26 protein-coding genes are annotated in these 23,433 nt (G+C 22.7%); 11 read left to right on the forward strand and 15 right to left on the reverse strand.

What is annotated here, in order from left to right; translation table 4 throughout:
• The first annotated feature begins 21 nt into the window (after positions 1–21).
• Positions 22–357 (forward strand): hypothetical protein, encoded by a 336-nt coding sequence (locus AACK96_RS03455; RefSeq protein WP_338975036.1) that lies wholly within the window; start codon positions 22–24, stop codon positions 355–357.
• On the opposite strand, the gene AACK96_RS03460 is transcribed toward AACK96_RS03455, so the two are convergent.
• A protein-coding gene (locus tag AACK96_RS03460; protein ID WP_338973306.1) for an IS3 family transposase occupies positions 338–1,461 on the reverse strand; the annotation gives its coding sequence in 2 pieces (ribosomal slippage) (positions 338–1,218 and positions 1,218–1,461; 1,125 coding nt in all). The two genes, AACK96_RS03455 and AACK96_RS03460, sit on opposite strands and share 20 nt — an antisense overlap.
• 187 nt (positions 1,462–1,648) lie before the next feature.
• Between AACK96_RS03460 and AACK96_RS03465 the strand changes: the two genes are divergently transcribed.
• The gene (locus AACK96_RS03465; RefSeq protein WP_338975037.1) at positions 1,649–2,194 is read left to right on the forward strand and encodes a hypothetical protein; all 546 of its coding nucleotides are present in this window, start codon (positions 1,649–1,651) and stop codon (positions 2,192–2,194) included.
• Between the two features lie 199 nt (positions 2,195–2,393).
• On the opposite strand, the gene gatB is transcribed toward AACK96_RS03465, so the two are convergent.
• The 4 genes from gatB to ligA are packed head-to-tail and all read right to left on the reverse strand — an operon-like array spanning position 2,394 to position 7,610.
• A complete protein-coding gene (gene gatB / locus AACK96_RS03470; RefSeq protein WP_338975038.1) occupies positions 2,394–3,833 on the reverse strand; it encodes an Asp-tRNA(Asn)/Glu-tRNA(Gln) amidotransferase subunit GatB in 1,440 nt (479 codons plus the stop codon).
• On the reverse strand, positions 3,826–5,298 hold the full coding sequence (locus AACK96_RS03475) for an amidase family protein (RefSeq protein ID WP_338975039.1): 1,473 nt from the start codon (positions 5,296–5,298) through the stop codon (positions 3,826–3,828). The genes gatB and AACK96_RS03475 overlap by 8 nt, the downstream gene beginning before the upstream one ends.
• Positions 5,288–5,602, reverse strand: a complete 315-nt coding sequence (gatC, locus tag AACK96_RS03480; RefSeq protein WP_286640705.1) for an Asp-tRNA(Asn)/Glu-tRNA(Gln) amidotransferase subunit GatC — start codon at positions 5,600–5,602, stop codon at positions 5,288–5,290. Before gatC ends, AACK96_RS03475 begins: the two co-directional genes overlap by 11 nt.
• Complete coding sequence (gene ligA, locus AACK96_RS03485; protein WP_338975040.1) at positions 5,595–7,610, reverse strand: NAD-dependent DNA ligase LigA; 2,016 nt, start codon at positions 7,608–7,610, stop codon at positions 5,595–5,597. Before ligA ends, gatC begins: the two co-directional genes overlap by 8 nt.
• A 345-nt stretch (positions 7,611–7,955) precedes the next feature.
• Here ligA and AACK96_RS03490 point away from each other — a divergent pair, with 345 nt between their 5' ends.
• On the forward strand, positions 7,956–8,192 hold the full coding sequence (locus AACK96_RS03490; protein WP_286640752.1) for a hypothetical protein: 237 nt from the start codon (positions 7,956–7,958) through the stop codon (positions 8,190–8,192).
• A gap of 62 nt (positions 8,193–8,254) precedes the next feature.
• Here the strand turns inward: AACK96_RS03490 and AACK96_RS03495 are convergent, their stop codons facing one another.
• Entirely contained in the window at positions 8,255–8,947 is a 693-nt protein-coding gene (locus tag AACK96_RS03495; RefSeq protein ID WP_338960088.1) for a superoxide dismutase, read from the reverse strand.
• A gap of 185 nt (positions 8,948–9,132) precedes the next feature.
• Between AACK96_RS03495 and AACK96_RS03500 the strand changes: the two genes are divergently transcribed.
• The 6 genes from AACK96_RS03500 to AACK96_RS03525 all read left to right on the forward strand — a co-directional run bounded on the left by AACK96_RS03500 (position 9,133) and on the right by AACK96_RS03525 (position 15,083).
• Positions 9,133–10,209, forward strand: a complete 1,077-nt coding sequence (locus tag AACK96_RS03500) for a type II CAAX endopeptidase family protein (protein WP_338975041.1) — start codon at positions 9,133–9,135, stop codon at positions 10,207–10,209.
• 11 nt (positions 10,210–10,220) lie between these two features.
• Positions 10,221–11,150 (forward strand): RluA family pseudouridine synthase, encoded by a 930-nt coding sequence (locus tag AACK96_RS03505; RefSeq protein WP_338975042.1) that lies wholly within the window; start codon positions 10,221–10,223, stop codon positions 11,148–11,150.
• A 154-nt stretch (positions 11,151–11,304) separates the two neighbouring features.
• A complete protein-coding gene (locus AACK96_RS03510; protein WP_338975043.1) occupies positions 11,305–13,218 on the forward strand; it encodes a hypothetical protein in 1,914 nt (637 codons plus the stop codon).
• A gap of 21 nt (positions 13,219–13,239) precedes the next feature.
• Entirely contained in the window at positions 13,240–13,977 is a 738-nt protein-coding gene (locus tag AACK96_RS03515; RefSeq protein WP_338975044.1) for an Abi family protein, read from the forward strand.
• Between the two features lie 288 nt (positions 13,978–14,265).
• Positions 14,266–14,796: a hypothetical protein gene (locus AACK96_RS03520; protein ID WP_338975045.1), complete on the forward strand. Its 531-nt coding sequence runs from the start codon at positions 14,266–14,268 to the stop codon at positions 14,794–14,796.
• A complete protein-coding gene (locus AACK96_RS03525) occupies positions 14,781–15,083 on the forward strand; it encodes a TrkA C-terminal domain-containing protein (RefSeq protein WP_338975046.1) in 303 nt (100 codons plus the stop codon). Before AACK96_RS03520 ends, AACK96_RS03525 begins: the two co-directional genes overlap by 16 nt.
• Positions 15,084–15,265: 182 nt before the next feature.
• Here AACK96_RS03525 and AACK96_RS03530 read toward each other — a convergent pair whose 3' ends face one another.
• The 8 genes from AACK96_RS03530 to AACK96_RS03565 form a co-directional block, all read right to left on the reverse strand.
• Positions 15,266–15,442 (reverse strand): hypothetical protein, encoded by a 177-nt coding sequence (locus tag AACK96_RS03530; RefSeq protein ID WP_338975047.1) that lies wholly within the window; start codon positions 15,440–15,442, stop codon positions 15,266–15,268.
• A gap of 119 nt (positions 15,443–15,561) precedes the next feature.
• Positions 15,562–16,068 (reverse strand): hypothetical protein, encoded by a 507-nt coding sequence (locus AACK96_RS03535; protein ID WP_338975048.1) that lies wholly within the window; start codon positions 16,066–16,068, stop codon positions 15,562–15,564.
• Between the two features lie 444 nt (positions 16,069–16,512).
• Positions 16,513–17,244, reverse strand: a complete 732-nt coding sequence (locus tag AACK96_RS03540) for an ERF family protein (RefSeq protein WP_338975140.1) — start codon at positions 17,242–17,244, stop codon at positions 16,513–16,515.
• Positions 17,208–18,331, reverse strand: a protein-coding gene (locus AACK96_RS03545) for an IS3 family transposase (RefSeq protein ID WP_338973306.1) whose coding sequence is annotated in 2 segments (ribosomal slippage) — positions 17,208–18,088 and positions 18,088–18,331 — 1,125 coding nt in all. Because the reading frame shifts where the segments join, the coding sequence is not laid out codon by codon here. The genes AACK96_RS03540 and AACK96_RS03545 overlap by 37 nt, the downstream gene beginning before the upstream one ends.
• A gap of 119 nt (positions 18,332–18,450) precedes the next feature.
• Positions 18,451–18,606 carry a hypothetical protein gene (locus AACK96_RS03550; RefSeq protein ID WP_338975049.1) on the reverse strand — a complete coding sequence of 52 codons (156 nt, stop codon included), beginning with the start codon at positions 18,604–18,606 and terminating at the stop codon, positions 18,451–18,453.
• A 124-nt stretch (positions 18,607–18,730) separates the two neighbouring features.
• Positions 18,731–18,913 (reverse strand): hypothetical protein, encoded by a 183-nt coding sequence (locus AACK96_RS03555; protein ID WP_338975050.1) that lies wholly within the window; start codon positions 18,911–18,913, stop codon positions 18,731–18,733.
• On the reverse strand, positions 18,903–19,025 hold the full coding sequence (locus AACK96_RS03560) for a hypothetical protein (protein ID WP_338975051.1): 123 nt from the start codon (positions 19,023–19,025) through the stop codon (positions 18,903–18,905). The genes AACK96_RS03555 and AACK96_RS03560 overlap by 11 nt, the downstream gene beginning before the upstream one ends.
• A 17-nt stretch (positions 19,026–19,042) precedes the next feature.
• On the reverse strand, positions 19,043–19,243 hold the full coding sequence (locus tag AACK96_RS03565) for a hypothetical protein (protein WP_338975052.1): 201 nt from the start codon (positions 19,241–19,243) through the stop codon (positions 19,043–19,045).
• Positions 19,244–20,590: 1,347 nt separating this feature from the next.
• On the opposite strand from AACK96_RS03565, the gene AACK96_RS03570 reads away from it, so the two are divergent.
• Together AACK96_RS03570 and AACK96_RS03575 are read left to right on the forward strand one after the other, a co-directional pair.
• Positions 20,591–21,100, forward strand: a complete 510-nt coding sequence (locus tag AACK96_RS03570; RefSeq protein ID WP_338975053.1) for a Pycsar system effector family protein — start codon at positions 20,591–20,593, stop codon at positions 21,098–21,100.
• A 349-nt stretch (positions 21,101–21,449) separates the two neighbouring features.
• On the forward strand, positions 21,450–22,931 hold the full coding sequence (locus tag AACK96_RS03575) for an anthrax toxin-like adenylyl cyclase domain-containing protein (protein WP_338975054.1): 1,482 nt from the start codon (positions 21,450–21,452) through the stop codon (positions 22,929–22,931).
• On the opposite strand, the gene AACK96_RS03580 is transcribed toward AACK96_RS03575, so the two are convergent.
• Positions 22,906–23,349: a hypothetical protein gene (locus AACK96_RS03580; protein WP_338975055.1), complete on the reverse strand. Its 444-nt coding sequence runs from the start codon at positions 23,347–23,349 to the stop codon at positions 22,906–22,908. The two genes, AACK96_RS03575 and AACK96_RS03580, sit on opposite strands and share 26 nt — an antisense overlap.
• Positions 23,350–23,433: the final 84 nt, after the last annotated feature.

The following is a 23,433-nucleotide window of genomic DNA, read 5'->3' on the forward strand; positions in this document are numbered from 1 at the left end:
TTATGTAAAGGATGAAGAACAATGGACAATTATATTTATTTTTTTAGTAATAAATGAACACAATATAAAATAAAATGTTTGGATAAAAAGATACCAATTCTAAAAGGGAAATTTGATTCACTTAAAATTATTGAAGATTGAACAAATTCCTTAATCTTAGAATTAAATGATGAAATAAATAATTATTCATATAATTTTCAATTAACTACTTTAAAAGAGCTTTTTTTACCAAAAATACTTGAAGATTTTATTAATTTTAAAAAAAATAAAGATATTTTTCATTTAATAATAAATGAAAAATATTTTAAAAAAATAAAAGTTGGAATGGCAACCCTTTTTAGGACTGTTTTTTGGTAGACACTTGTTTTTGATAATTAACTGGAGTTAGGTAGTTTAAGGTGCTGTGAATTCTTATGTTGTTGTATCAATTGATATAATCAAATAATTCTAATTTTAATTTGATTAATGATGTAAAATTTTTATCATTAATAAATTCAGTTTTGAAAGTTTTAAAAGTTGCTTCAGCAACAGCATTGTCATAAGGACAGCCTTTTTTGCTTAAAGATCGAGTTATGTTGAATGCTAATAAAAGTTTATCAATAGTTTTATTATTAAATTCGTTACCGCGATCGCTATGAAATATTTCAATATCTTTTAAACAGCGATTTGAGTGCATAAATGCTTGATATACTAATGATGCATCTTTTTTAGTACCTACACTATGTCCAATAATTTCGCGGTTAAATAGGTCTATTAATAAGCAAATATAGTTTCACTTACCATTAACTTGAACATAAGTTAAATCACTAACAATAACTTCATTTTTAATTTTATTATTAAAGTTTCTATTAACAAGATTGGTAATTTGACTATCATTGACTTTATTATGATGATTTTTGAATGATAATTTAGTGTATTTTGATATTAAATTATGCTTATTCATAATTTGTTTAATTTTTCTGCGTGATAAATAAATTTCTTGGTTTGCTAGTATGACTTTTAATCTTCTAGTACCATAAACTTCTTTATTTTCTTTAAAAGCACTAATAACAGCTTCATCATAAATATTATTTTGATTTTTATTTTTTTTCTTTAAATTAAAATAATATGTTGATTTAGAGAGTTTTAAAAAACGACACATTGTGCGAATTTTATATTTAGATTTATTATTTGCAATAATTTCTATTTTCTGCCTATTATTAGTGCTGCTTGCTTTAAAATATCATTTTCCATTCGTAATTGTTTTAATTCTTTATTTGCTTGAATTAATTGTTTTTCTAAATCAGAAAGATTATCTTTGGTTTTAAAACTGCCTGAATTAGTAAATTGCTTAATTCATTTATAAGTAGCCGCTCTTGTAACGTTATATTCTTTAACAAGACAAGATACTGACTTGCCACTTTGATATAAAGCTACTATTTGTTTTTTAAATTCATCTGAATATGAGTTAATATTGGCCATAATTATTTTCCTTTCTTTTAACTAATTTGTGAACTTGTCTACGTAATTAGTGTCCAATAAAGTGTAACCCATCCAAGTATTAAATTTATTTATTAATAAACAAATTGAAAAAGATAATTTTTCTAAAAAACATTTAAAGAAAATTTTATTAAAAGTATTAAGGTTTAGAGTTTATTTTAATAGTAAATTGATAGAAGCAGAAAGCGATTTACTAACTTTAAATAGTAAAATAAAACTTTTATGAAAAGAGATTTTTGATAGGGACATAAAATTTTTACAAAAACAACAGCAGAAGTTAAAACAAAAAAATATCTTGATAGAGAATCAAAAGACAAAATTAAAAGAAAATATTAAAGATATTAAAGATAAATTAGAAAAAGAATTAAAAGCTGATTATCAAAATAATAAACTTACTAATTTTAAAATTCTTTTAGAAATACCAAAAAAAGCGAATTTTAAAATAGCATCTTTAGAAAAACAAATTACTAATTTAGAAATTAAACAATATGAATTACATGTTCAAATGCAAACATTACAACAAAAAAGTAATGAATTACATGAAAAGATACAACAAATACAACAAAAAAATAATGAATCAAATTTGAATCAAAGAAATATTAATGATCAAACAATAACCATCCAATTAAATAAACCAGAATTGACAAATAAAACATTAGTTAATAATTTAAAAATGTCATTACAATTTTTAAGACCAACAAATAATTTTAATTAAAATTAAGAAAGTTACTTAAAAGAATAAAAACAAATATTTTAATAAAATATTCATTAATTATTAATAAGACAAATGATGATTTAGTAATTAAAGAAAATTTAATTGAAGATGTAGATTTTAAATAAAATATTAGTATATAATTTATAATAAAAATATTCAAAGTATAATATAAAAATTCATAATTAAAAATTGATTGAAACTAATTATAGTTTTCAATCAATTTTTTTAATATTTCTTTAGAAACTTGTGGATTTGCTTGTCCTTTAGTTAGTTTCATTAATTGACCCATAAAAAATTTTAATGCTTTTTCTGGATTGACTTTATAAATAGTAATCATGTTTTCATTTGCTTTTAAAATTGTGATTAATATTTTTTCTAAATCATTACTATCACTTACTAAAGTAATACCTAATGTTCTAATAAGATCGGTAGGGCTTTTTTCACTATTAATCATAATTGCATTTAATAACTGTTTACTTTGTTTATCATTAATTTTTTGCTCATAAACTAGACTAACTAATTGTGATAGATTATTAGCAGTAAGTTCGCTGTTTTTAATAGTAGTGTTATTAATATTACAATAAGCTTGCACAGGACCTACTAAATAATTAAACGTAGGTAATATTAAATTATTAATGGCAACTGTTTGTTCAAAAATAGTTAATATTTCTACTTTGTCAATTAATAAATTAATATCTTTTATTGGTAAATTGTATTGTTTTTTTAATCTTTCCATTATTTGTTTAGGCAATTCAGGAAGATTTTTATCAATCATTTTGATTCATTTTTCGTCTAGTTGAATTGGAAAAATATTTGCTTCAGGAAAGTATTTATAATCAATTTTATTTTCTTTGCTACGCATGCTAACGGTTTTATTAGTTTTTTCATCAAATCTTCTAGTTTCAAGATTAATTTTTTGTTTTTTATTTAAAATATTAGTTTGACGATTAATTTCATCATTTATTGCTAAAGTAATATTATGTGTAGAATTTAAATTTTTAATTTCAACTTTGGTACCTAAAGTATCACTACCATGTGGTTTTAACGATATATTAATATCGCATCGTAATGAACCTTCATTCATTTTAGCATCACTAACTTGTAAATGAATTAATAATTGACGTAGAGTATTAATATATGCTACTACTTGTTCGCTTGTGTTAAAAATTGGTTTAGTAACAATTTCTAATAAGGGAATTCCTGCTCGATTATAGTCTAGTAATGTTTTTTTATTATTATGAATTTGTTTTGCTGTGTCTTCTTCAATATGTAAGCGTTCAAAGCTAACAATAAATTCTTCATTATTTACAACTATTGGTAATTCACCGTTTGTACCAATTGGATGAAAAAATTGTGTGATTTGATAACCTTTAGGTAAATCGGGATAAAAATAACTTTTTCGATCAAAACGTAATAGTGGATCAATATTCATTTTTAAAGCAGTACATGTTTGAATTGCCATTATAATAACAGCTTGATTAACTGTTGGTAATGTTCCTGGATAGCCACAATCAATGGCATTAATTTGAGTATTTGGTTTTTGACCAAAAGTATTGGCGGCGTTGGAAAAACATTTAGTTTTAGTTTTTAATTCACAGTGGATTTCAATACCCATTACAACATCATATTTATTATTCATGATCATCACCTAGTAGTTTATTATTAAAATTAATTTTTTTACTTAAAAATGAAGCAATATTCAATATAACTTGATCATTGAAAGGTGCACCATTAATATTAAAACCAATCGGTAAACCATTAACAGTAGTTAACGGAATATTAATGCTTGGTCCACCATTTAAGTTAGAAAGTAGTAGTAAGTCTTCTAAATAATCATGTTCACTTTTAATAACTTTTTTTTGTTCTAATACATCTTTAATTTTTGGAGCTGGATTAATATTTGGCATAATAATGAAAGCATCATATTTTTTAAAGATAGTATTTAAATGTTCAACAATTAATCTTCTTACTTTTTTAGCTTTGTTAAATAATTCTTCTTGATGATTTTCAGATAAAGCATATGCACCAATAATGTATCTGCGTTTTACCATATCACCGAAACCAAATGTTCGTGAATTTGTCATAACTTCTTGATAATTTTTACCATTTTTACGAACACCAAAATTAATACCAGTTAGATTTGCATGGCAACTGGTTGCTTCAGCAAAAGAAATAATCATGTAGACTGGTAATAAAGATTGTAATAATTCTTTATTAAATTCAATTTGTTGAACTTTTGCACCACCATCAGTTAAATGCTTTATTGCTTCATCAAAACTAGATTTAACTATATCATTTCACTGATAATCATTATAATTTAAAATAGCAATATTTTTACCTTCTATATTTTGATTTAAGTTTTTAGTATAGTTTTTTTCTTTACTTTGAACACTAGTAAAGTCTTGTTCATCAAATAAAGCAATACTATCCAAGACAATGGCAATATCTTCGACATGATTAGTAAATATACCAACTGTGTCTAAACTTGGAGCATAAGGAAAAACACCATTTCGTGAAATTAAACCATACGTTGGTTTAAAACCAACAATACCACAATAAGCGGCAGGTTTACGTATTGAATCACCAGTATCTGTTCCTAAAGCAAATGGTACAATTCCAGCAGCGACTAAAGCTGCACTGCCACTAGAACTACCACCAGTGATATGTTTTAAATTCCAAGGGTTTAAGACATGACCAGTAGCTGCATATAAACCATCTCCACCCATTCCTAGTTCATCAAGAGCAGTTTTAGCTATATTAATGGCTTTATTATTTGTTAATAACATATTAACAGTACTGTCATAATTAGGAATAAAATTAGCAAGAATTTTTGATGAACCTGTTGTTAAGAAATTAATAGTAGCAATATTATCTTTCATTACAAATGGAATTGCTGCTAATAAATTATCATTAATTTCTTGTTCAGTAATTAATTTTGTTTGTTTAATGGCATTTTGTTCTAGTGAAGTAACAACAGCATTTAATTTTTTGAATTGTTCTAATCGTTTGTATACTAATTTAGTTAATTGATCTGGAGTAAGTATTTTTGTTTTTAATAATTCATGAAGTTGACGAATTGAAAGTTGGTGGTAATTAATTTTCATGATTAATCACCTGATTAATACTAATGTAATTATTTTCAACTTCTGGAGCAATATTTAAAACACTTTTAGACGTTAAATGAGCTCCAACATTATCGGAACGTAATAAATTATTAATAATAGGAAATGGGTAATTTAAAGGTTCAATATCATTTGTATTGATATTTGTTACAATTTCCATTTGTTTTTCAATAGCTTTAAATTCTAGTAAAAGATTTTCACATTGTTCTTCGCTTAAATTGAACATAAGTTCGTTAGCAAATTCATGTAGCATTTTTGTTGTCATTTTCTTTTCAATTTTATCCATTTTTAGCTACCTCTTTCAATAAATTTTGTAATTGCTCTTCATTAATAATTTTAACATTAAGTTTGCGTGCTTGTGCTAATTTATTTCCTGGATTTTCTCCAACAATTAAATAAGAAGTATTATTACTAATAGTATTGGTAATTTTAGCACCATAGTTATTTAATAATTCAATGAATTCGTTACGACTTTTAGTTAAAGTTCCTGTTAAGACAAAAGTTTTACCATTCAATACTTGTGATTGGTTTTTTTGTAAATAATTAAAGTTAAGTTTAAAGTTTTGCAAGTTATTAATTAGTTGTTGATTGGTAGGATTAAGGAAATAATCAATAACACTAGTAGCGATTATTGGACCAATTTCATTAGTATTAGCTAGATCATCAAAGGTTGCTTCCATTAAGTTATTTAAAGTTAAATATTTTTTTGCAAGAATAATTGCTGTTTTTTGACCAACATGGCGAATTCCCAAACCGAATAAAAGTCTTTCTAAGGAATTTTGTTTTGATAGAATAATTGAATTAGCAAGATTAGTGAAAGATTTTTCACCAAAACGTGGTAATGATAGTATTTCTTTTCGTAAATTAACTAAATTGTAAATATCACTAATAGTTTTAATTCATTTTAAATCTAAAAAACGTAATAATATTTTTTCATTTAAACCAATAATATCCATAGCATTTCTTGAACAGAAGTGCATTAATGATTTAAGAATTCGTGATGGACAGTCACTATTAATGCAAAATTGATCAACTTCTGGCGGAACTTGTTCTAATTTTGTTTTACAAACCGGACAATGGATAGCTTTTTTAAAAATAATATTGTTTATTTGACGATTACTAATAATTGGTGCAATTACTTCTGGAATAATATCACCAGCTTTTTTAACATTTACTAAATCATTAATACGTAAATCACGATTAATAATATAATCACCATTATGAAGTGTGGCAAAAGTAACGGTAGTACCAGCAATTATCACTGGTTGTAATCTAGCATTATAGGTTATTTTTCCTGTTCTACCAACAGTTGGAAATATATCTAAAAGTTTAGTAACACTAGTAACAGCAGGAAATTTATAAGCTATTGCTCATTTTGGTGCCTTATTAGTTCTTCCTAACATATCATAACTGGTTAGATCATTAATTTTAATGACAATACCATCAATTTCATATGGTAATGTATTTCTTAACTTTTCATATTTCTGAATATAAATTCATACTTCTTCAATATTTTTACATAACTGTCATTGTTCATTAATTTTGAAACCATATTTTTGTAAGGTAAATAATGCTTGTTCATGGGTTTTAATATTATCATTAGTAGCATTAATATAATAGTAAAGAAAACCATCTAATTTTCTTGAATTAACAATATTAATATCAAGTTGACGAATAGTACCAGCTGCAGCATTGCGAGGATTAGCAAAGAGTGGTAAGTTTTGTTGTTGTTGTTTTTCATTAATGCGATTAAATTCTTCTTTACTTAAATATATTTCTCCTCTTACTTCTAATTTAGAATTAATTGGTATTATTTTTGGTATTGTTTTAATTGTCAAAATATTATTGGTAATGTCTTCACCAGCAATTCCATCACCTCTGGTAGCAGCAGTTTTTAATTCTCCTTTTTCATAAGTTATGGAAATTGATAGACCATCAATTTTTAGTTCACAAACATATTCAATGTTATTTTCTGATAATGTTTTTTTAATTTGTTGATCAAATTTTAGTAAATCTTCATAATTAAAGGCATTACCCAAACTTAGCATTGGTTGTTGGTGAAAAATTTTTGTTAAAGAATTAATTGGTTTATTACCAACAGTTTTAGTTGGAGAATCATTACTATTAAATTGGGGATATTGTTCTTCTAATTTTACTAATCTATGATAGGCGCTATCATAAAGTTCATCACTAACGGTAGGTGCATCTAAAACATGATATTCATAATTTCATTGTTTAATTTGGTTTCTTAATTGTATTATTTCAATTTTAATATCATTATTTTTGTTACTCATATTACTTTCTCCCCTAATTGGTTTGTTAATAAGACATAATTAATTATAAATGAATTATTACTTTAATTGTAATATTGTTTTATAAAAGTATAATTTAGTAATGTAAATAAAATAAATAAATAATAATATACATTTTTTTAAAAAAATGATTATAATAAAATTAGTATTAAAAAATAATGGCTAATTAAGTATTTGGTTTTTTAAACTCCTATTAAGTTTATTTGACTTAAAGGTTTTTTTGTATATAACTAGACACATTTTTTAATATTAACCTTTGATAAGTTTTAAGTATAGTATTAAAACTAAAGATAATTACTTTAATTTTATATTAGTTAGGAGTAAGTTATGAAAGATACATATGCATCTGTTCGTTTAGCACAAAAGCCAGAAAATGCTTTTGCTTGTCATCGTTGTGGTAGGGTTATTTTAATTGCCGAATTTTTAGAAGCAAAAAATATTCAATTGAATTGTAATCGATGTGGTTTTAAAAAACATGTTGAAAAAATCAAAATAGAAAAAAAAGCAGAAATTAAAAAAACTAGAATTGCTGCTATTTCTTCCAAAAATTCTTCTAAAAAATAACTTAACTTAGATTAATATTAATAATATTATAAAAAAAAGAACTCAACTGAGTTCTTTTTTACTTATTTTTTATTTTTTTCATTTAAATACTCTTGATAATTATTATTTACTTGTTCTCAATTGATAACTTTTAATAATGCTTGTAAGTATTTCTCTTGTTCATTTTTATATTGTAGATAATGTGCATGTTCTCATACATCAATAGCGATCAATGGGTACATGTTCAAGAATCATGGATTGTCTTGATTAAAAGTTTTGTATAGTCTTAATGTACCATTATTATCAATTACTAATCATGCTCAACCACTTCCAAAAATATCCATGGCAGTTTTTGTTAAAGCAGCTTCAAATTTTTCATAAGATTCAAAGCGATTAATGATTGCTTTACCAATAGCTGATTTTTCATTAAAACCTTTATTTTTCCCCAATAGTGAAAAGAAAAGATTATGATTAATTACTCCCCCACCAAATTGTCGAATGCTACTTTGTAATTTTTTTACATTACAAGTTTCTTTATCCTCACATATATCTTCTAATTTACAATAATTACTTAATAAACGATTTAGTTCCCCTTTAGTTTCAAGATTATAATCAGAAAAAACTTTCGGATGTTTATCCATCACTAATTTTAAAGAAGTTAAATATTTCTTATGAAGTTCTTCATAATGATGTTTAATTGTTTCTTGTGAAATGTAAGGTTCTAAAGCATCATAATTATATGGTAAATCGATAATATTAATCTTGTATTTAGGCATTCTTTTCTATCCTCCTTTTCTTTTTAAACTCTTCACATATAAATATTGCATTGCATTATAATAAATTAATGTAAAATTACAAGTTTATTATATTACAAGATTTCTCACTATATGTTATACTAAAAATTAATATTAAATACTAATTTTACTAACAAAGGGTGAAAGTTTTCGTGCAGTACTTATACATGTTTAATAAAAAATCTAATCAAATTAATGTTTCTCACAACAATGATATCATACGTAGAATTAATGTAAACCAAACTGATAACATTAATAGTAATAATTTAGAAAAAAATGAACAAAAACAATCATTTATTGATAAATTTACTTCAAAATCACTTAGTTGTGATGACACCAATAACTTTAATTTCAAAACAGCCAGTTGAACTCTAACAATAATTTATCTTATATCTTTTATTATAATTCCAATTCTTTATAGTTTAATCAAAACTTATGCTGTAAAAGATACTAGTCAAAGTTCATTTCTTAGTCTTTTTATTTTTAGTTTATTGCCAATTTTTGGCTTAGTTGTTTCACTTGGTATTGATTGAGAAGCTATGATTAAAAAAGGCGGGTGGGCTGCTTATAGTCATAGTGTATTTGGTTTTATTAGTGTAGTATTTGTTCTTTTATTTTTTATTGCAACAAAAGTTATTAGTGGTAAAGATGATGATGTAACTTCGCTTGCTACTACATTTTTAATTCAACAGTTATTTCAATTGTTAGGATCAATTTTAGTATTAGTATTTTGTAGATCATTACGTGAGAGAATTATTACTACTTTAAAAGAAGCAAAATTAGATTTAATAACTTGAGTTACCATTTTTACTGTTATTGGTACTATTTTAAATATTATTTTCAACATAATTCCTAAATTTAGTGAATTTAATATGTTAACAAGTAATAATACTTCAAAAAATCAAGATGTTTTAAACTTATTAATGAATAGTCCGTATGGCATTTTTGTTTTAGTTCTTAGTACTATTTTTATTGCTCCAATTAATGAAGAAATATCATATCGTCATGGTACTTTTACCATTGTTCGTTATCGTTGATTAGCATATGCAGCTTCATTAATTTATTTCCCATCAATGCATATTATGGATAGTGGTGATTGAAATAATATTATTGGTTATTTAGGATTTAGTATTATATTACCCTTATTATTTATAATGACACGGGGTAATACTACATATACTATTGGTTTACATGCTTTTTCTAATCTAATTGCAACTATTTCTGGTTTTATTAATAAAAATTAAAAGGAGAAATTATGACTACTTTAACAATTACTGCCAATGATGCTGATCAAACTTTAATTAATTATTTAAAAAAAGTATTTAAAACACTACCACTGTCAAAAATTTATCATTTATTTAGAACAAAAAAAATCAGAGTTAATAATAAAACTACTACTGATTTTAAATATCGCTTACAAGAAAATGATTTAGTAGTCATTTATGAAAGTAATTTAGTTGTTAACTATAAACCAGAAAAAATTACTAAAGAAGCACCAATTGAATTGTTTTATGAAGATGATAATTTTTTAATTGTTAATAAAGATCATAATATTGTTGTCCACCAACCATATGGTTCTTGCTTAGATAACATGGTAAAATATTATTTACAACAAAAATACCCGAAGAAGAAACGTGAGCAAACATTTAATATTAGTCATCAGTATCGTTTAGATAAACTAACTAAGGGTTTAATTATTTATCCAAAAAATAAAATGACACAAAACGCACTTCATAATGCTACTAAAAATGGTCAAATTATTAAAAAATATTTGGCTATTTGTTCTGGCCAATTAACTAAAAATTTAAATATTTCTGGTTATATTACTCATGATGAGTTAACAATGAAAATGAAATTTTCAATTGAACCAAGTGAACAAAGTAAAAGTTGTAGCACCATCTTTACACCAATATTTAATACTAAAGACTTTACTTTAGTTGAGTGTCAATTAGTTACTGGTAGAAAACATCAAATTCGTAGTACTTTACAATTTTTAAATTTGCCAATTGTTGGTGACACTAAGTATGGGTCAACAATAGTTACCCCTAATAAAATTGCATTATTTGCTTATTATTTGTCATTTAATGATTTAGAAGAACCATTTACTTATTTGAATGATCAAAATTTTATAATAAAAGATTTAAAAACAGATTTAATTAAACAGATTAAAAAAGAAAAATGATAAAATTAATCTATACTAATATATAGATTACATTTTTATTTTTTTGCTATTTTTTATTTTTAATAGTGATTAATAATATTGAACTTTTAATTTTGGGTTGTTAACATATTTAAATAAAAAACAAAATTAGTTTTATTTATATAGATTGGGTGAAGTAATGACAACTAAAAAAGGTATTTTTAATACAATTGTTGGTGTTATCATGATAATTGTTATCTCTATTTTACAGTTAACTTTTCTTTATGTTACTGGTTTAGCATACGGTGAAAAAATTAATGGTTTAATTCGTGTTATTATTTCTTTTTTGACTTACCTTAGTTTGACAGAAGGAGGACTTGGTTTAATTACCATTTTTTCTTTATATCGTCCGTTACAAAATGATGATTATGAAACCGTCAACGATATTATTAATACGACAAGAAAAAATTATCATCATTCAGGAAGAATATATTTAATTATTCTTGTCAGTGCTGGTTTTATTTTAGGATTAGCTAGTGTTCATTTACCAGAAATTGGTTTAGATATGGAAATTCCTTTTTGACAAGTAGCACTTATTATTATTTCTTTAGGATCACGTGAATTAATCTTTTTTTATTTTAGTGGTGCTTATCAAAATTTAATTCAAGCTGATCAAAAAGGTTATTTAAATCGTTTAATTTTTATTTTTTCAGAGATTATTATGTATATTTTACTAATGACGTTATTAGTTATTAGAAAGTCTGATGGTAAACCGATAGATATGTATATTCCTTTTTTTGCTTATTTTGTTTGTGGTGTATTAAAAGCATTTGTTACTTTTATCGTTATTAAAATTGAATATCCATGATTACAACATAAAAAATGAACACAACAAAAAAGGATGCTAAAACAATCGTGATGAGTAGCCCTGAATTGTTTACCTGACATCATTATTTCTAACATTGATATTATTTTAATTACTTTATTTTTATCACTGACAACAACATCAATTTACACTATTTATATTATTATTGCTACAACGATGCGCTCAATTGCTTTAATTTTAATTAGTTCTTTTCGCGAAGTTTTTGGATATTGAATTGCCAAAAGTGGACGAATTAGATGAACTGTGTATACTAAATTTGAGTTATATGCTTATATGATTGCTGGTTTTTTATTTATTAATCAATTTATTATTACTCAATATTTAGTGTCTGCTTTAAGTATTACAAATATTAATAATTCTGATGGTAATTTTGATTCTTCAAAAAATCTTTTTATTAATTTATTTTTGTCACAACCATGATTTATTTTACTTTTATCTTTAAAAAATACAATTCAAGTGGCAACCGAACCAGGAAAAGTTATTGTAAATGCTACTGTAAAACACAAAGAAACAATTTGAGGTTCATATATTCAATCAATAATCAATCTTGTTTTAGGTGTTATTTTGGGTTGAATACTATCAAATTTAGGTTGAAAACATCAAAGTTATCAATATTTATCATTAAGTTTATATATGATTCTTTTATCAAGTTGTATTGGTTGAGTTTATCGTTTAATTTCAATCTGAGTTTATGTTTGAAAACATTTGACGTATAATAGTGATTTACGTTTTATTATTCAAAATACTTTAGTGTTAATTATTCCAATTTTAGCAGTAACATTATTTGGATGTCTTTATTTCTTTGATAAATATCCACCAACATATAATTTCACAGATTATAGTTTTGTATTACGAGTTATCGGTTATTCATTATTGTATTCATCAATTTTAATTTTTGGTTTAGCAATGACTATTAATTTTCGTCAGTTTTGATCAATTTTTAATTTTAAGAAATTTTTTACTAATTTATTTTCACGTAAACGTAAGCAAAAAGCATTTATGAATCAAGAAGTACAAGAATTTTTTAAAGATAGTAATAAACCTAAAAATAACTTTACTAATAAAACATTTGATTGAACTGCTACTTATCAAAGTACCAATATGAATGTTGATAACTTTATTGAACAAGAGTTGTTACGAAGAAAAAAAGAAGTATATATTAAAAGCGAAACAAAAGAATCTGAAAATTCTTCTATTCGCGTTGGTATTTATAAAATTAGAGGTTAGTTTATTTAAGGAGTGAATTACATGTTATTAAATGAAGAATGATTTGCAGAAAATATTGTTGAAGAAAAATATTTAGAATTATTAAAACGTAATTATCCTCAACATCAACTTAAAGATTTATTATTATTAAACATTGATTTACGTTTATTGTATTTAAAACATATTTTAATGATTGAAAATTCTTTAAAAAATGCTTTATTACATCAACTTTTTAGTGATAATGTTCAAAATTTAGATAATGCTACTTTTCTTAATCCAGAACATCTAGCTCAAATGAAAACAGCTTTACGTTTGATTCGTGCTGGTTATAATAAATATAATAGAAGTGGTGTTTTAAAATCACGAACAATACGCAGTTTAATAGAAGTTATGTCATTTGAATGAACAATGAAATTATTACAAACTTTAAATGATAAAAGTATCGCTAAGATTGCTCATTATTTTGGTATCAAAGAATTTAATGATAGTAAAATTCTATTAGAACAGTTAGAGTATATTAAAGATGTTCGTAATTATTTATCACATAATTTTAAAGTATTAGCAATTCAATTTAAGTATAAAGAACGGTTCGCTTATTATGAACAAACTTTAAATGCTAATAATGATCATCATTATTTGCACTTATTAATTACTCGCTTTTCTAGTAAAAACCAATTACTAGCGCCATTTAATGTTGATTATGAAAATTTATTTAATAGTTATGATGTTAAAATTCATGATTGTGTTAAGAAAGATACTCAAAGTATAATCCATACTTAATATAGAAAAATTATTAAATTTTAGTAGATTTAATTTAATAATAGTTTTGATTTAATAGAACCAGATTTAAAAACAATTGATTCTACTGGTAAAAAGGTTTTAAAAGTTGGTGATGTATTTTATGGGAATATATTATCAGACCAATTAGGTATTACTTATAGTGCAACTCCTGCAAATAATGCTTTTATTCAAGAACAAGCAATTAAAAATGTAGTTATTAATATTCCAAATGAAAAAAAGAATTTTGATTTTATTAATAATATTGTTGCTAATTTATATAAGTTATATATGATTCCAGAAATTAATAAAGTTATAAATATTGATAAATCAATTAAAGTTGATAGACAATGATATATTCTTGAAGTTGCAAGTAAAACTTATAATAATGAAAATAAAGAACTTGCTTATATTGAATGTACTTTTAGTAGTTTAAATGATAAATTAGCCACAAGTGGTTTAGCAATTAATCAATATGTGCAATTAGGTGCTGTTGGTGAACCAGTTGCAATATCTGCACTTGATTTAAGTAACAATATTATATTAGACCAAGATTACTTACCACCAAGACCAGTTACACATGCACAAATAACTTTTTATGGAACAGTTGGGAAAATAGGAATTGGATTATGGGGTAGAAATATTAATAAAAATGATAATAAGGAAATTACTATGAATCCAACACATTTAATTTTTCCTTTAAATTATCAAGCATCTACATATGACCCAGTTAGTTTTAGTGCTTTACCAGAAACAAATTATGTTTTAACCGTAGGAGCAAAATCAACGGTTGATACTTATCAACAATGACAGAAGAAGTAATAGCGCCAACGTATAATGATGGTGCAAAAAAGACTTTTGAAAGTCATATATTAACTGATGTTGAAAAAACAACAGCAACTAACAAAATTGATACTGAAACTGGTAAATATATTCCTTATTGAGATAGTAATTTTTTAAATGGAGCAAATTTAGAAACTTTAAAAATTCCTAGCAATTATAAAATTAACTTAGTTGCGATTAAACGTCATGGTAAAGTTATTATTCCTAGCAGAAATGAAATATTAATGTTAAATGATGAACTATTATTTCAATCAATATTTTTATAATCATTTAATAATTCAATATAATTATCAATATCATCCTTTACAAAATTAAATTTATATTCATCAGCATCATAGTTATGTTTCAAAATTAGATGATATATATTAACATAATCCAAACTAATATTATAATTTATAAATTCTTTATCTACTTTTCATTTAATTAAAAATTCACGTTTAGTCATTATTTACTCCTTATTTTTAATTTCTTTTACTTTATTTTTAAATTGTTTTTTATGAAAATAACACATATTAAAAAATTGAACAGCACTATCTTCTATATTTCCAATTTTTAAAGTAACTAATACTTTACTATTACAATCTTTAACAATACATTTTAATAATACTTTTTCTTGTTTTTGCATTATTTATTCTCCTTTAATTAAATCTATTAAATATGCAATAAATACAGTAATTCCAAATAAAATTAATACTCCAATTATTACTGTTACTAAACTAAGTATTAATATTTCTACTGGTGTCATTATTTATTCTCCTTTATTATTCAATAAATTAATATTGAGTCTCTTTGATGTGCATTAATTTTTTCATTATTATAAAATCATTTATTTTTATCTTTATTTAAACCAGTTTTATTACAAAAATTAATCATTTTAATATTTCTTACATATGTTAGTTCTTTTTCTAATAAACCTTTGATTTTATCAAATCATCTAACATATCTTTTAACTTGGTCACTAGTAACAGTTTTATAATTAATATTATTAATTGTAAGATAAGATTCTAATGCTCCACATAATTTAATTAAAGGTACTAAATCAGCATTTTGATTATTATATGCTGATTTAACAGTTTCAAAATATATTATTAGTTCTAATTTATTTTGTAATAATAAAATTTTTTGTTTAATTCTTAAAAAATGATGTAATCAATTTTCACTTTTTATTAATTCAAAATTATTATCATTTTTATTAAAAATAGCAGTAGTTCCAGTCCCACTAGGGTCAATTGAAAGTAAATAATTAGTCATTATCAAAATCTCCTTTTTCTATTTTTTCAAATAAATTTGAATAAGTATCTACTTTTATTTGAAATCATGGTTGATTACCTTTTTAAAGGTATTATAATATTCAAGCAAAAAATATTTTAATTTTTCTTTATTAATACAATTTTTATGTAATTGTTCATTTGTTATAAAATCAGTAGTTTTCATACTACAAATGCAAGGATTCATATTACAACATACACATAAATTACAAATACATTCATTTATGCAATTTTCACATTCATACATTATTTATTCTCCTTTAAAATGTTTTAATGTTTCATAATTCATTAAATTACAATCAATGTTTCCACATTCTTCACAATACATTATTTATTTTCCTTATTAGTTATTTCATCAACTATTATTTCTAAACATTTCATACATCAATTTTTACTTAATCATATTCTTTTATTACATGTTCTACATTTATTCATAATTTCTATACTCATTTTTATTATTATTTTTTAATTTTTTAAATCTTTCTTTAATTTCACTTAATTTATTAAATAAATTATCTAAATAATTTTTACCCATTAATATTAAAAAATCTTTATTATTATTTGGATTTAATCTTTCCATATCTTCTCTTATACATTCATCAAATAAAACTGTATTTGTAATCATATATTTTTCAAAATAATCTAATTGTTTTTCACTTGGTTCTCATTTTTCATTTTGTATTTTTACATTATTATTAATATAATTATTTTGTTGTTTATTATTTTGAATTAAATTAACATTATCATTATCTGGGTCAAGTTCATCTTCACTTAATAATAATAAATTCATTAAAAAATATCTATAAGCATAAGTTTCTGCACTACCTTTTGCTTTTGCTATATCTGTATTTTTAGCACATGCTAATATATCAAAATATTTTATTTCTTTATCATGATCTAAATCAATAATTGTATATCTTTTAAAATAACTTATTTCTACTTCATTTTTATCTAAATAATTTATTTTTTTATCAGTTGTTAATATATCTTCATGTATAATAACAATATTTAATTCTTTACATAATAATTTAAATTTATTAAAAATATCACTTAATAATCAATATTTATAATTTCCAAATTTATTAAAACCATTTTTAGGTATATTTGGAATGGCAACCCTTTTTAGGACTGTTTTTTGGTAGACACTTGTTTTTGATAATTAACTGGAGTTAGGTAGTTTAAGGTGCTGTGAATTCTTATGTTGTTGTATCAATTGATATAATCAAATAATTCTAATTTTAATTTGATTAATGATGTAAAATTTTTATCATTAATAAATTCAGTTTTGAAAGTTTTAAAAGTTGCTTCAGCAACAGCATTGTCATAAGGACAGCCTTTTTTGCTTAAAGATCGAGTTATGTTGAATGCTAATAAAAGTTTATCAATAGTTTTATTATTAAATTCGTTACCGCGATCGCTATGAAATATTTCAATATCTTTTAAACAGCGATTTGAGTGCATAAATGCTTGATATACTAATGATGCATCTTTTTTAGTACCTACACTATGTCCAATAATTTCGCGGTTAAATAGGTCTATTAATAAGCAAATATAGTTTCACTTACCATTAACTTGAACATAAGTTAAATCACTAACAATAACTTCATTTTTAATTTTATTATTAAAGTTTCTATTAACAAGATTGGTAATTTGACTATCATTGACTTTATTATGATGATTTTTGAATGATAATTTAGTGTATTTTGATATTAAATTATGCTTATTCATAATTTGTTTAATTTTTCTGCGTGATAAATAAATTTCTTGGTTTGCTAGTATGACTTTTAATCTTCTAGTACCATAAACTTCTTTATTTTCTTTAAAAGCACTAATAACAGCTTCATCATAAATATTATTTTGATTTTTATTTTTTTTCTTTAAATTAAAATAATATGTTGATTTAGAGAGTTTTAAAAAACGACACATTGTGCGAATTTTATATTTAGATTTATTATTTGCAATAATTTCTATTTTCTGCCTATTATTAGTGCTGCTTGCTTTAAAATATCATTTTCCATTCGTAATTGTTTTAATTCTTTATTTGCTTGAATTAATTGTTTTTCTAAATCAGAAAGATTATCTTTGGTTTTAAAACTGCCTGAATTAGTAAATTGCTTAATTCATTTATAAGTAGCCGCTCTTGTAACGTTATATTCTTTAACAAGACAAGATACTGACTTGCCACTTTGATATAAAGCTACTATTTGTTTTTTAAATTCATCTGAATATGAGTTAATATTGGCCATAATTATTTTCCTTTCTTTTAACTAATTTGTGAACTTGTCTACGTAATTAGTGTCCAATAAAGTGTAACCCATCCATATTACTAATTTCTAATTGTAATTTAAGTATTTTTTTATATAAATTATTCATTATAATCACTCTTTCTATTTATTTCATTTTTAATTAAATTTCTTACAAATTTATTAATTGATATATTATTTTTTTCTAAACAAAGTTTTTTTAATTCATAATGTTCTTCTTTTGTTAATCTAATAGGAATTTGTTTAAGTTCTATCATATTTATTCACTACTTTCTTTTTAACCTTTAATAATTTTTTTATAATCAATATTAAATTCTTTTTGTAAATCTTCAAATTTTTCTATTAATTTTCTTGCATTTTCTAATTTTAATATATTCATATTTACACTCCTTTAAAATTTTCTAATTGTAATTCATTAATATAATATTCATATAAGTAATCTCAATTATTTGATGTTAAATACATATCTTCTTCAATCATTTCATCAATACATTTATTACAATAATAATTATTATCTATTTCACTAATTCATATATATTTTTCATTATGTATATTACAATTCATTTTTTCTACCTATTAATATTCAAAAACATTTATTACATAATCTATTACCAAAAGAAGATTGTTTTCTACATTTATAACAAGAACCAACCATTCTATATTCTCTATATTCCATAAATATTTTTCCTTTCATTAATTAAGTTTTTCTTGATTTGGATATTGCATATCTAATTCAAATGCTAATATTTCATGATGTATAATATATGCATCTTCTAATAAATGATGTTTATAATTTTTATGAAAATTATTTGCTTCCTTAAATGTATAAAAAACTTTATATTTTGTTTCAAATGTATAATTAACTTTATATTTTATTAAATAAACATATGTCATATTTATTTTTCTCCTTTTAATTTTTTATTGTGTTATGATATTGTTAATGAGGTATGTATTTATATATAAAACCTCTTACTTTCTTAAATAATACAAATGTAATTGTTAATTAGATTAATGGGGTATTTACTGAGCCATAATAAGGCTATTCAAATTAATCTATAATTACATTAAGCGATACAGTGTAACATTTTAACTTGCTTAACATTAAATGCTCTTTTATTCTGATATAGAAGTATTTACATTTCGTACTCACTATTAGACTTCTACGACAGTTTTATTAAGTTTTAATCTTTTAACAAAAAAGAACGGTAGTTATATCGTTCTTTGTTATTTTCTGAAGTTATTAGTTAAATTTATGGGCCCTACATTATGTGCATGAACTTAAAAGTGAGTTATTACCTAAGAAATATCTTAAAGAAGCAAGTAGTATTGATATGACTTATAGTGATATTAAGTCTGCTGGTTTAGATAAATTAGATAATATTTTAAGAAAGAAAGATAAATCTAAAATAAAGATAAATAAAAATGATTATAGTCCCAGTGAACCTACTGGGACTATAATTTGGGTGAGCCACGTAGTGGCGAGGGACGTAGTCCCTATATACTTGAATAGGATATTTTAAGTTATAAAAATAATTAGAAATACTTAATTATTTATTTGATAGTATGTTGTAAATAATTAATAATTTTGTTTTTTTATATAAAATATAATATTAAATTAATAAAAAAATAAACTTATCAAAATATAATTTGATATTGATAGTTGAACATAAAAAATAAAAACGTTATAATATCTCTGGAGTTAAATGGTAAAAGAATTAGTGTTAAATATATTTAAATATATTAATTATTAATGTTTTAAATTATTATCAAAATAGTATTTAAAAATATTAACAAAAGTAAATTTATAATTAAAGTCAATTTTTATTAACAATATTAAAATATTAATGTAATTTTATAATTAATAATAACTTACAGTCAAATATTAATTTAATTGAATATGCTTTTATAAAACGTTCTAATTTTTAAAAATTTTGTTATCAAAAACCATAAAAATAATCTTAGTTTGAAAAAACCAAAAACTATTTTTTAGATAGTTTTTTATTAATAGTTAATAATAATTATCAAAGTTTGCAAAAAATCATCATAATGTTTTATAAAACAAAATTAAAAATAAGCTTGATAAAAATAATTTCAAAGATAAGAATAGTTGTTGTTTTTTAGTTACACTTAAAAATTTAAATGTAAGCTTAAAGAAATAGAAATTAAAAAAAATAAAATTTAATTTTTAATTTAATTTATTTTTTACTTAAATCAATAACTAATAAAAAGGAATTTTAACTAATGAATGAGAATGAAGTTAATTTACTAAATGAAATTAAAAAACAAATAGAAAGATTTGATGGAAAGGCTAGCATATTATCAGCTATTGCCGGTGCTCTTTTAGGACTGTCTTTTGGTTGAATACCAATATTTAAAAATATTGAAAATTATTGTAATATAACAATTAAAACATGCTTTTTAATTACTTTTGTATTTTTATATGTACTGTTTTTATGTTTAGCATTTTTATTTTTTATTTTAACAATTTTTCCAAGAAGTAAACCTAAAAAAATTAATAAAGTAAAAACAAATAATTCTAATATTTATTATAAAGATTTACAAAAAATGAAACCTGATAGTATTAGAGAAGGAATTTTACAAAATAAAGAAAACTATTTATCAGAACAAATTCAAATTAATTCTATTATTGTTACTAAAAAGCATAAAATCCTAGTTTTAGGTATTTTATTTTTAATTTTATCAATATTTTCAATTATTATTTCTGTTTCACTTTATATATTTGTGACATAAAAAATAATTAAAGTATAAATTTTAATTTATATATAAAAATATTTACTGATATAAAAAAGAGTTTGATTGTTTAAAGTTTTAAGCACTCTATTAAAAGTGCTTTTTTATTTTAATAAGTATATTTAATTAATTATTAAAATGTGTACACTTATTTTGGATATTTTTTTATTTTTAAAAAAAATATCCAAAATAATATTATGAAAGAAATATTTTTGTCGATTAAAAGAATATCTAAGAAGGAAAAAATGTACTTGTATTTATTAAAATATGATAATCATATACAAAATGTGAAAAAATAGCATTAGAGTAAGTAAAAAATATATATAAGATAAAGAAGGGAAAATAAAATATGGAAATTTATATTAATAAAAATGTTGAAACATGTGAAAATAATGGAGTTTTAGAGAAACACTTTCAAGGTTTTGTTAAAACTGCTCAAGAAGAAAATGTAGTTATTATTCTAAGACCCGTTAATCCAATTACTAAATATTTGTTACCACAAAAATATCCAACAAAATCATCAAGTATTAAAAATAAAAGTTCTGATTGAGGTATACAATCTGGTTTTATAGTTGCTTTAGATGAGTTAGCATTTTTAAGCAAGATAGGATTAAAAGATAATGAAACACAAACTGAAAAAATAAATCTTCTTTGTAAGAAATTTTCAATAAAATTAAATAAAAATAATAAAGATAATAAAATAAACACTGTTTCTTTAAAATTAAAAAATAATGAAACTATTTTAAAAATTACTAATGAACATTTTTTCTTTTTATTAGTTAATATGGAAAAGTTTGGAATTATTGATGCTGAATTTTTTTTGGATAAAATTTTTGTTAAATGTTGTCAACCAAAAAATAAAAAAAATGAGATAGTACTTTATTTAGAAAAAGAAAATAATAATAATATGTATAATGTTTATTATATTTTTGCGCTTGATGATGAAAATAATATTAAAAATTTAAATAATAGAGATTTAAAAGAAATAATAGAAATTGAAAAAAATAATTTAATTTATTTTCCAATTTCTATTTTTTGTCAAGAAATTTCTAAAGAAAAAAAACCAATAATTCCTGATTATGATCTTTTTGCAGTTTGTTGAGAAATAGATGATGCAATAAAAAATCATCAACCACGAATACCTACAAATTCATTTGCAGCATTTAAACTAGATAGTTGATCAGTTGGTTATAAAGAAAGATATTTTAATAAAATTTTTAAAAAACCTAATAGTCGCGCAAAAGGCAAAGATTTTGAACAAGATGAAGAAGGTGGAGGAAATGTATTGGATAAAACTAAAGAATTTCTTGATAAATTAAATAAAAATTTAGGATATGAAAGAGGATTAAAGGATGAATTATGTCCGATTCATCATACCTTTGAACTTGTTAATCCTTATTCTAAAGGTTTTAATGAAAATTTTTATACATTTTTTTTACCTAATCAACAATTATTAACTGATTTTACATTTCCCAATGGAATAAAAGTAGATAAACAGACTATTTCTTATTTTGCTGTTTATGAACCTTTTAATGATGGAATTTTTTTATGAGAAAAATTTCTAGAACCTTTTTTGTTTTATATAAAAACAAAAGGATATTATGTTCCAAATAATTGTTTTGTAAAACAAACTGATTTTTTAGGTTTTGCAAATTCATTTAATCCTTGAGTTAGAAAAATAAGAAAAGAACAAAGTGAAAGACGGAAATCTAATGAACTAAGTTTATCAGTTAATGTTGAAGCAGTAAATAGTTTAGAAAATGATAAACTTAATTCCAAAAAAATAAAAGAGCAGTTATTTTGTATTAATTCACGTTTGTCTTTGTGTTAGATTGCTTTTTTTTAAATTGTTGTTTTAAGTATCAATCATAAATAATAGCAATAATAGTTAAAATGAAACCAATACTAAGAAAACCAGAAATAATATAACCTAAAGTATTACCACGGGCTTCATTAATTGTTCAATTAACTGATAAATTTCTTAGATTATTAATTTCTGTTGCATTCATATTTTCTAGTTCCTTAGAAGTATAATTAAGTTTTAAAGCAGCATTTCATAATTTTATACCAGTATCAGTAGTTCAAAATTCAACAATAGGTAAATTATTACCATGATAAATAGTAAAATATTGTCAGTTGCTAATATTATTTCAATTAACAGTTTGTAGTAAATATACATTATTATTGCTTTTGGCATTTAATTTAAAAGTAGTTTTTGGTTTTAATGTTCATAAATTCATTTTATTCATAGTAGTACTATCAATAGTAATAATATTTACAAATTGGATAGTATTATCATAGTTAAAATTAATTGTAAAACCGTCATTAGTATT

The organism is Spiroplasma endosymbiont of Tricholauxania praeusta, assembly GCF_964019535.1.
Classification (GTDB): domain Bacteria; phylum Bacillota_I; class Bacilli_A; order Mycoplasmatales; family VBWQ01; genus Spiroplasma_E; species Spiroplasma_E ixodetis_A.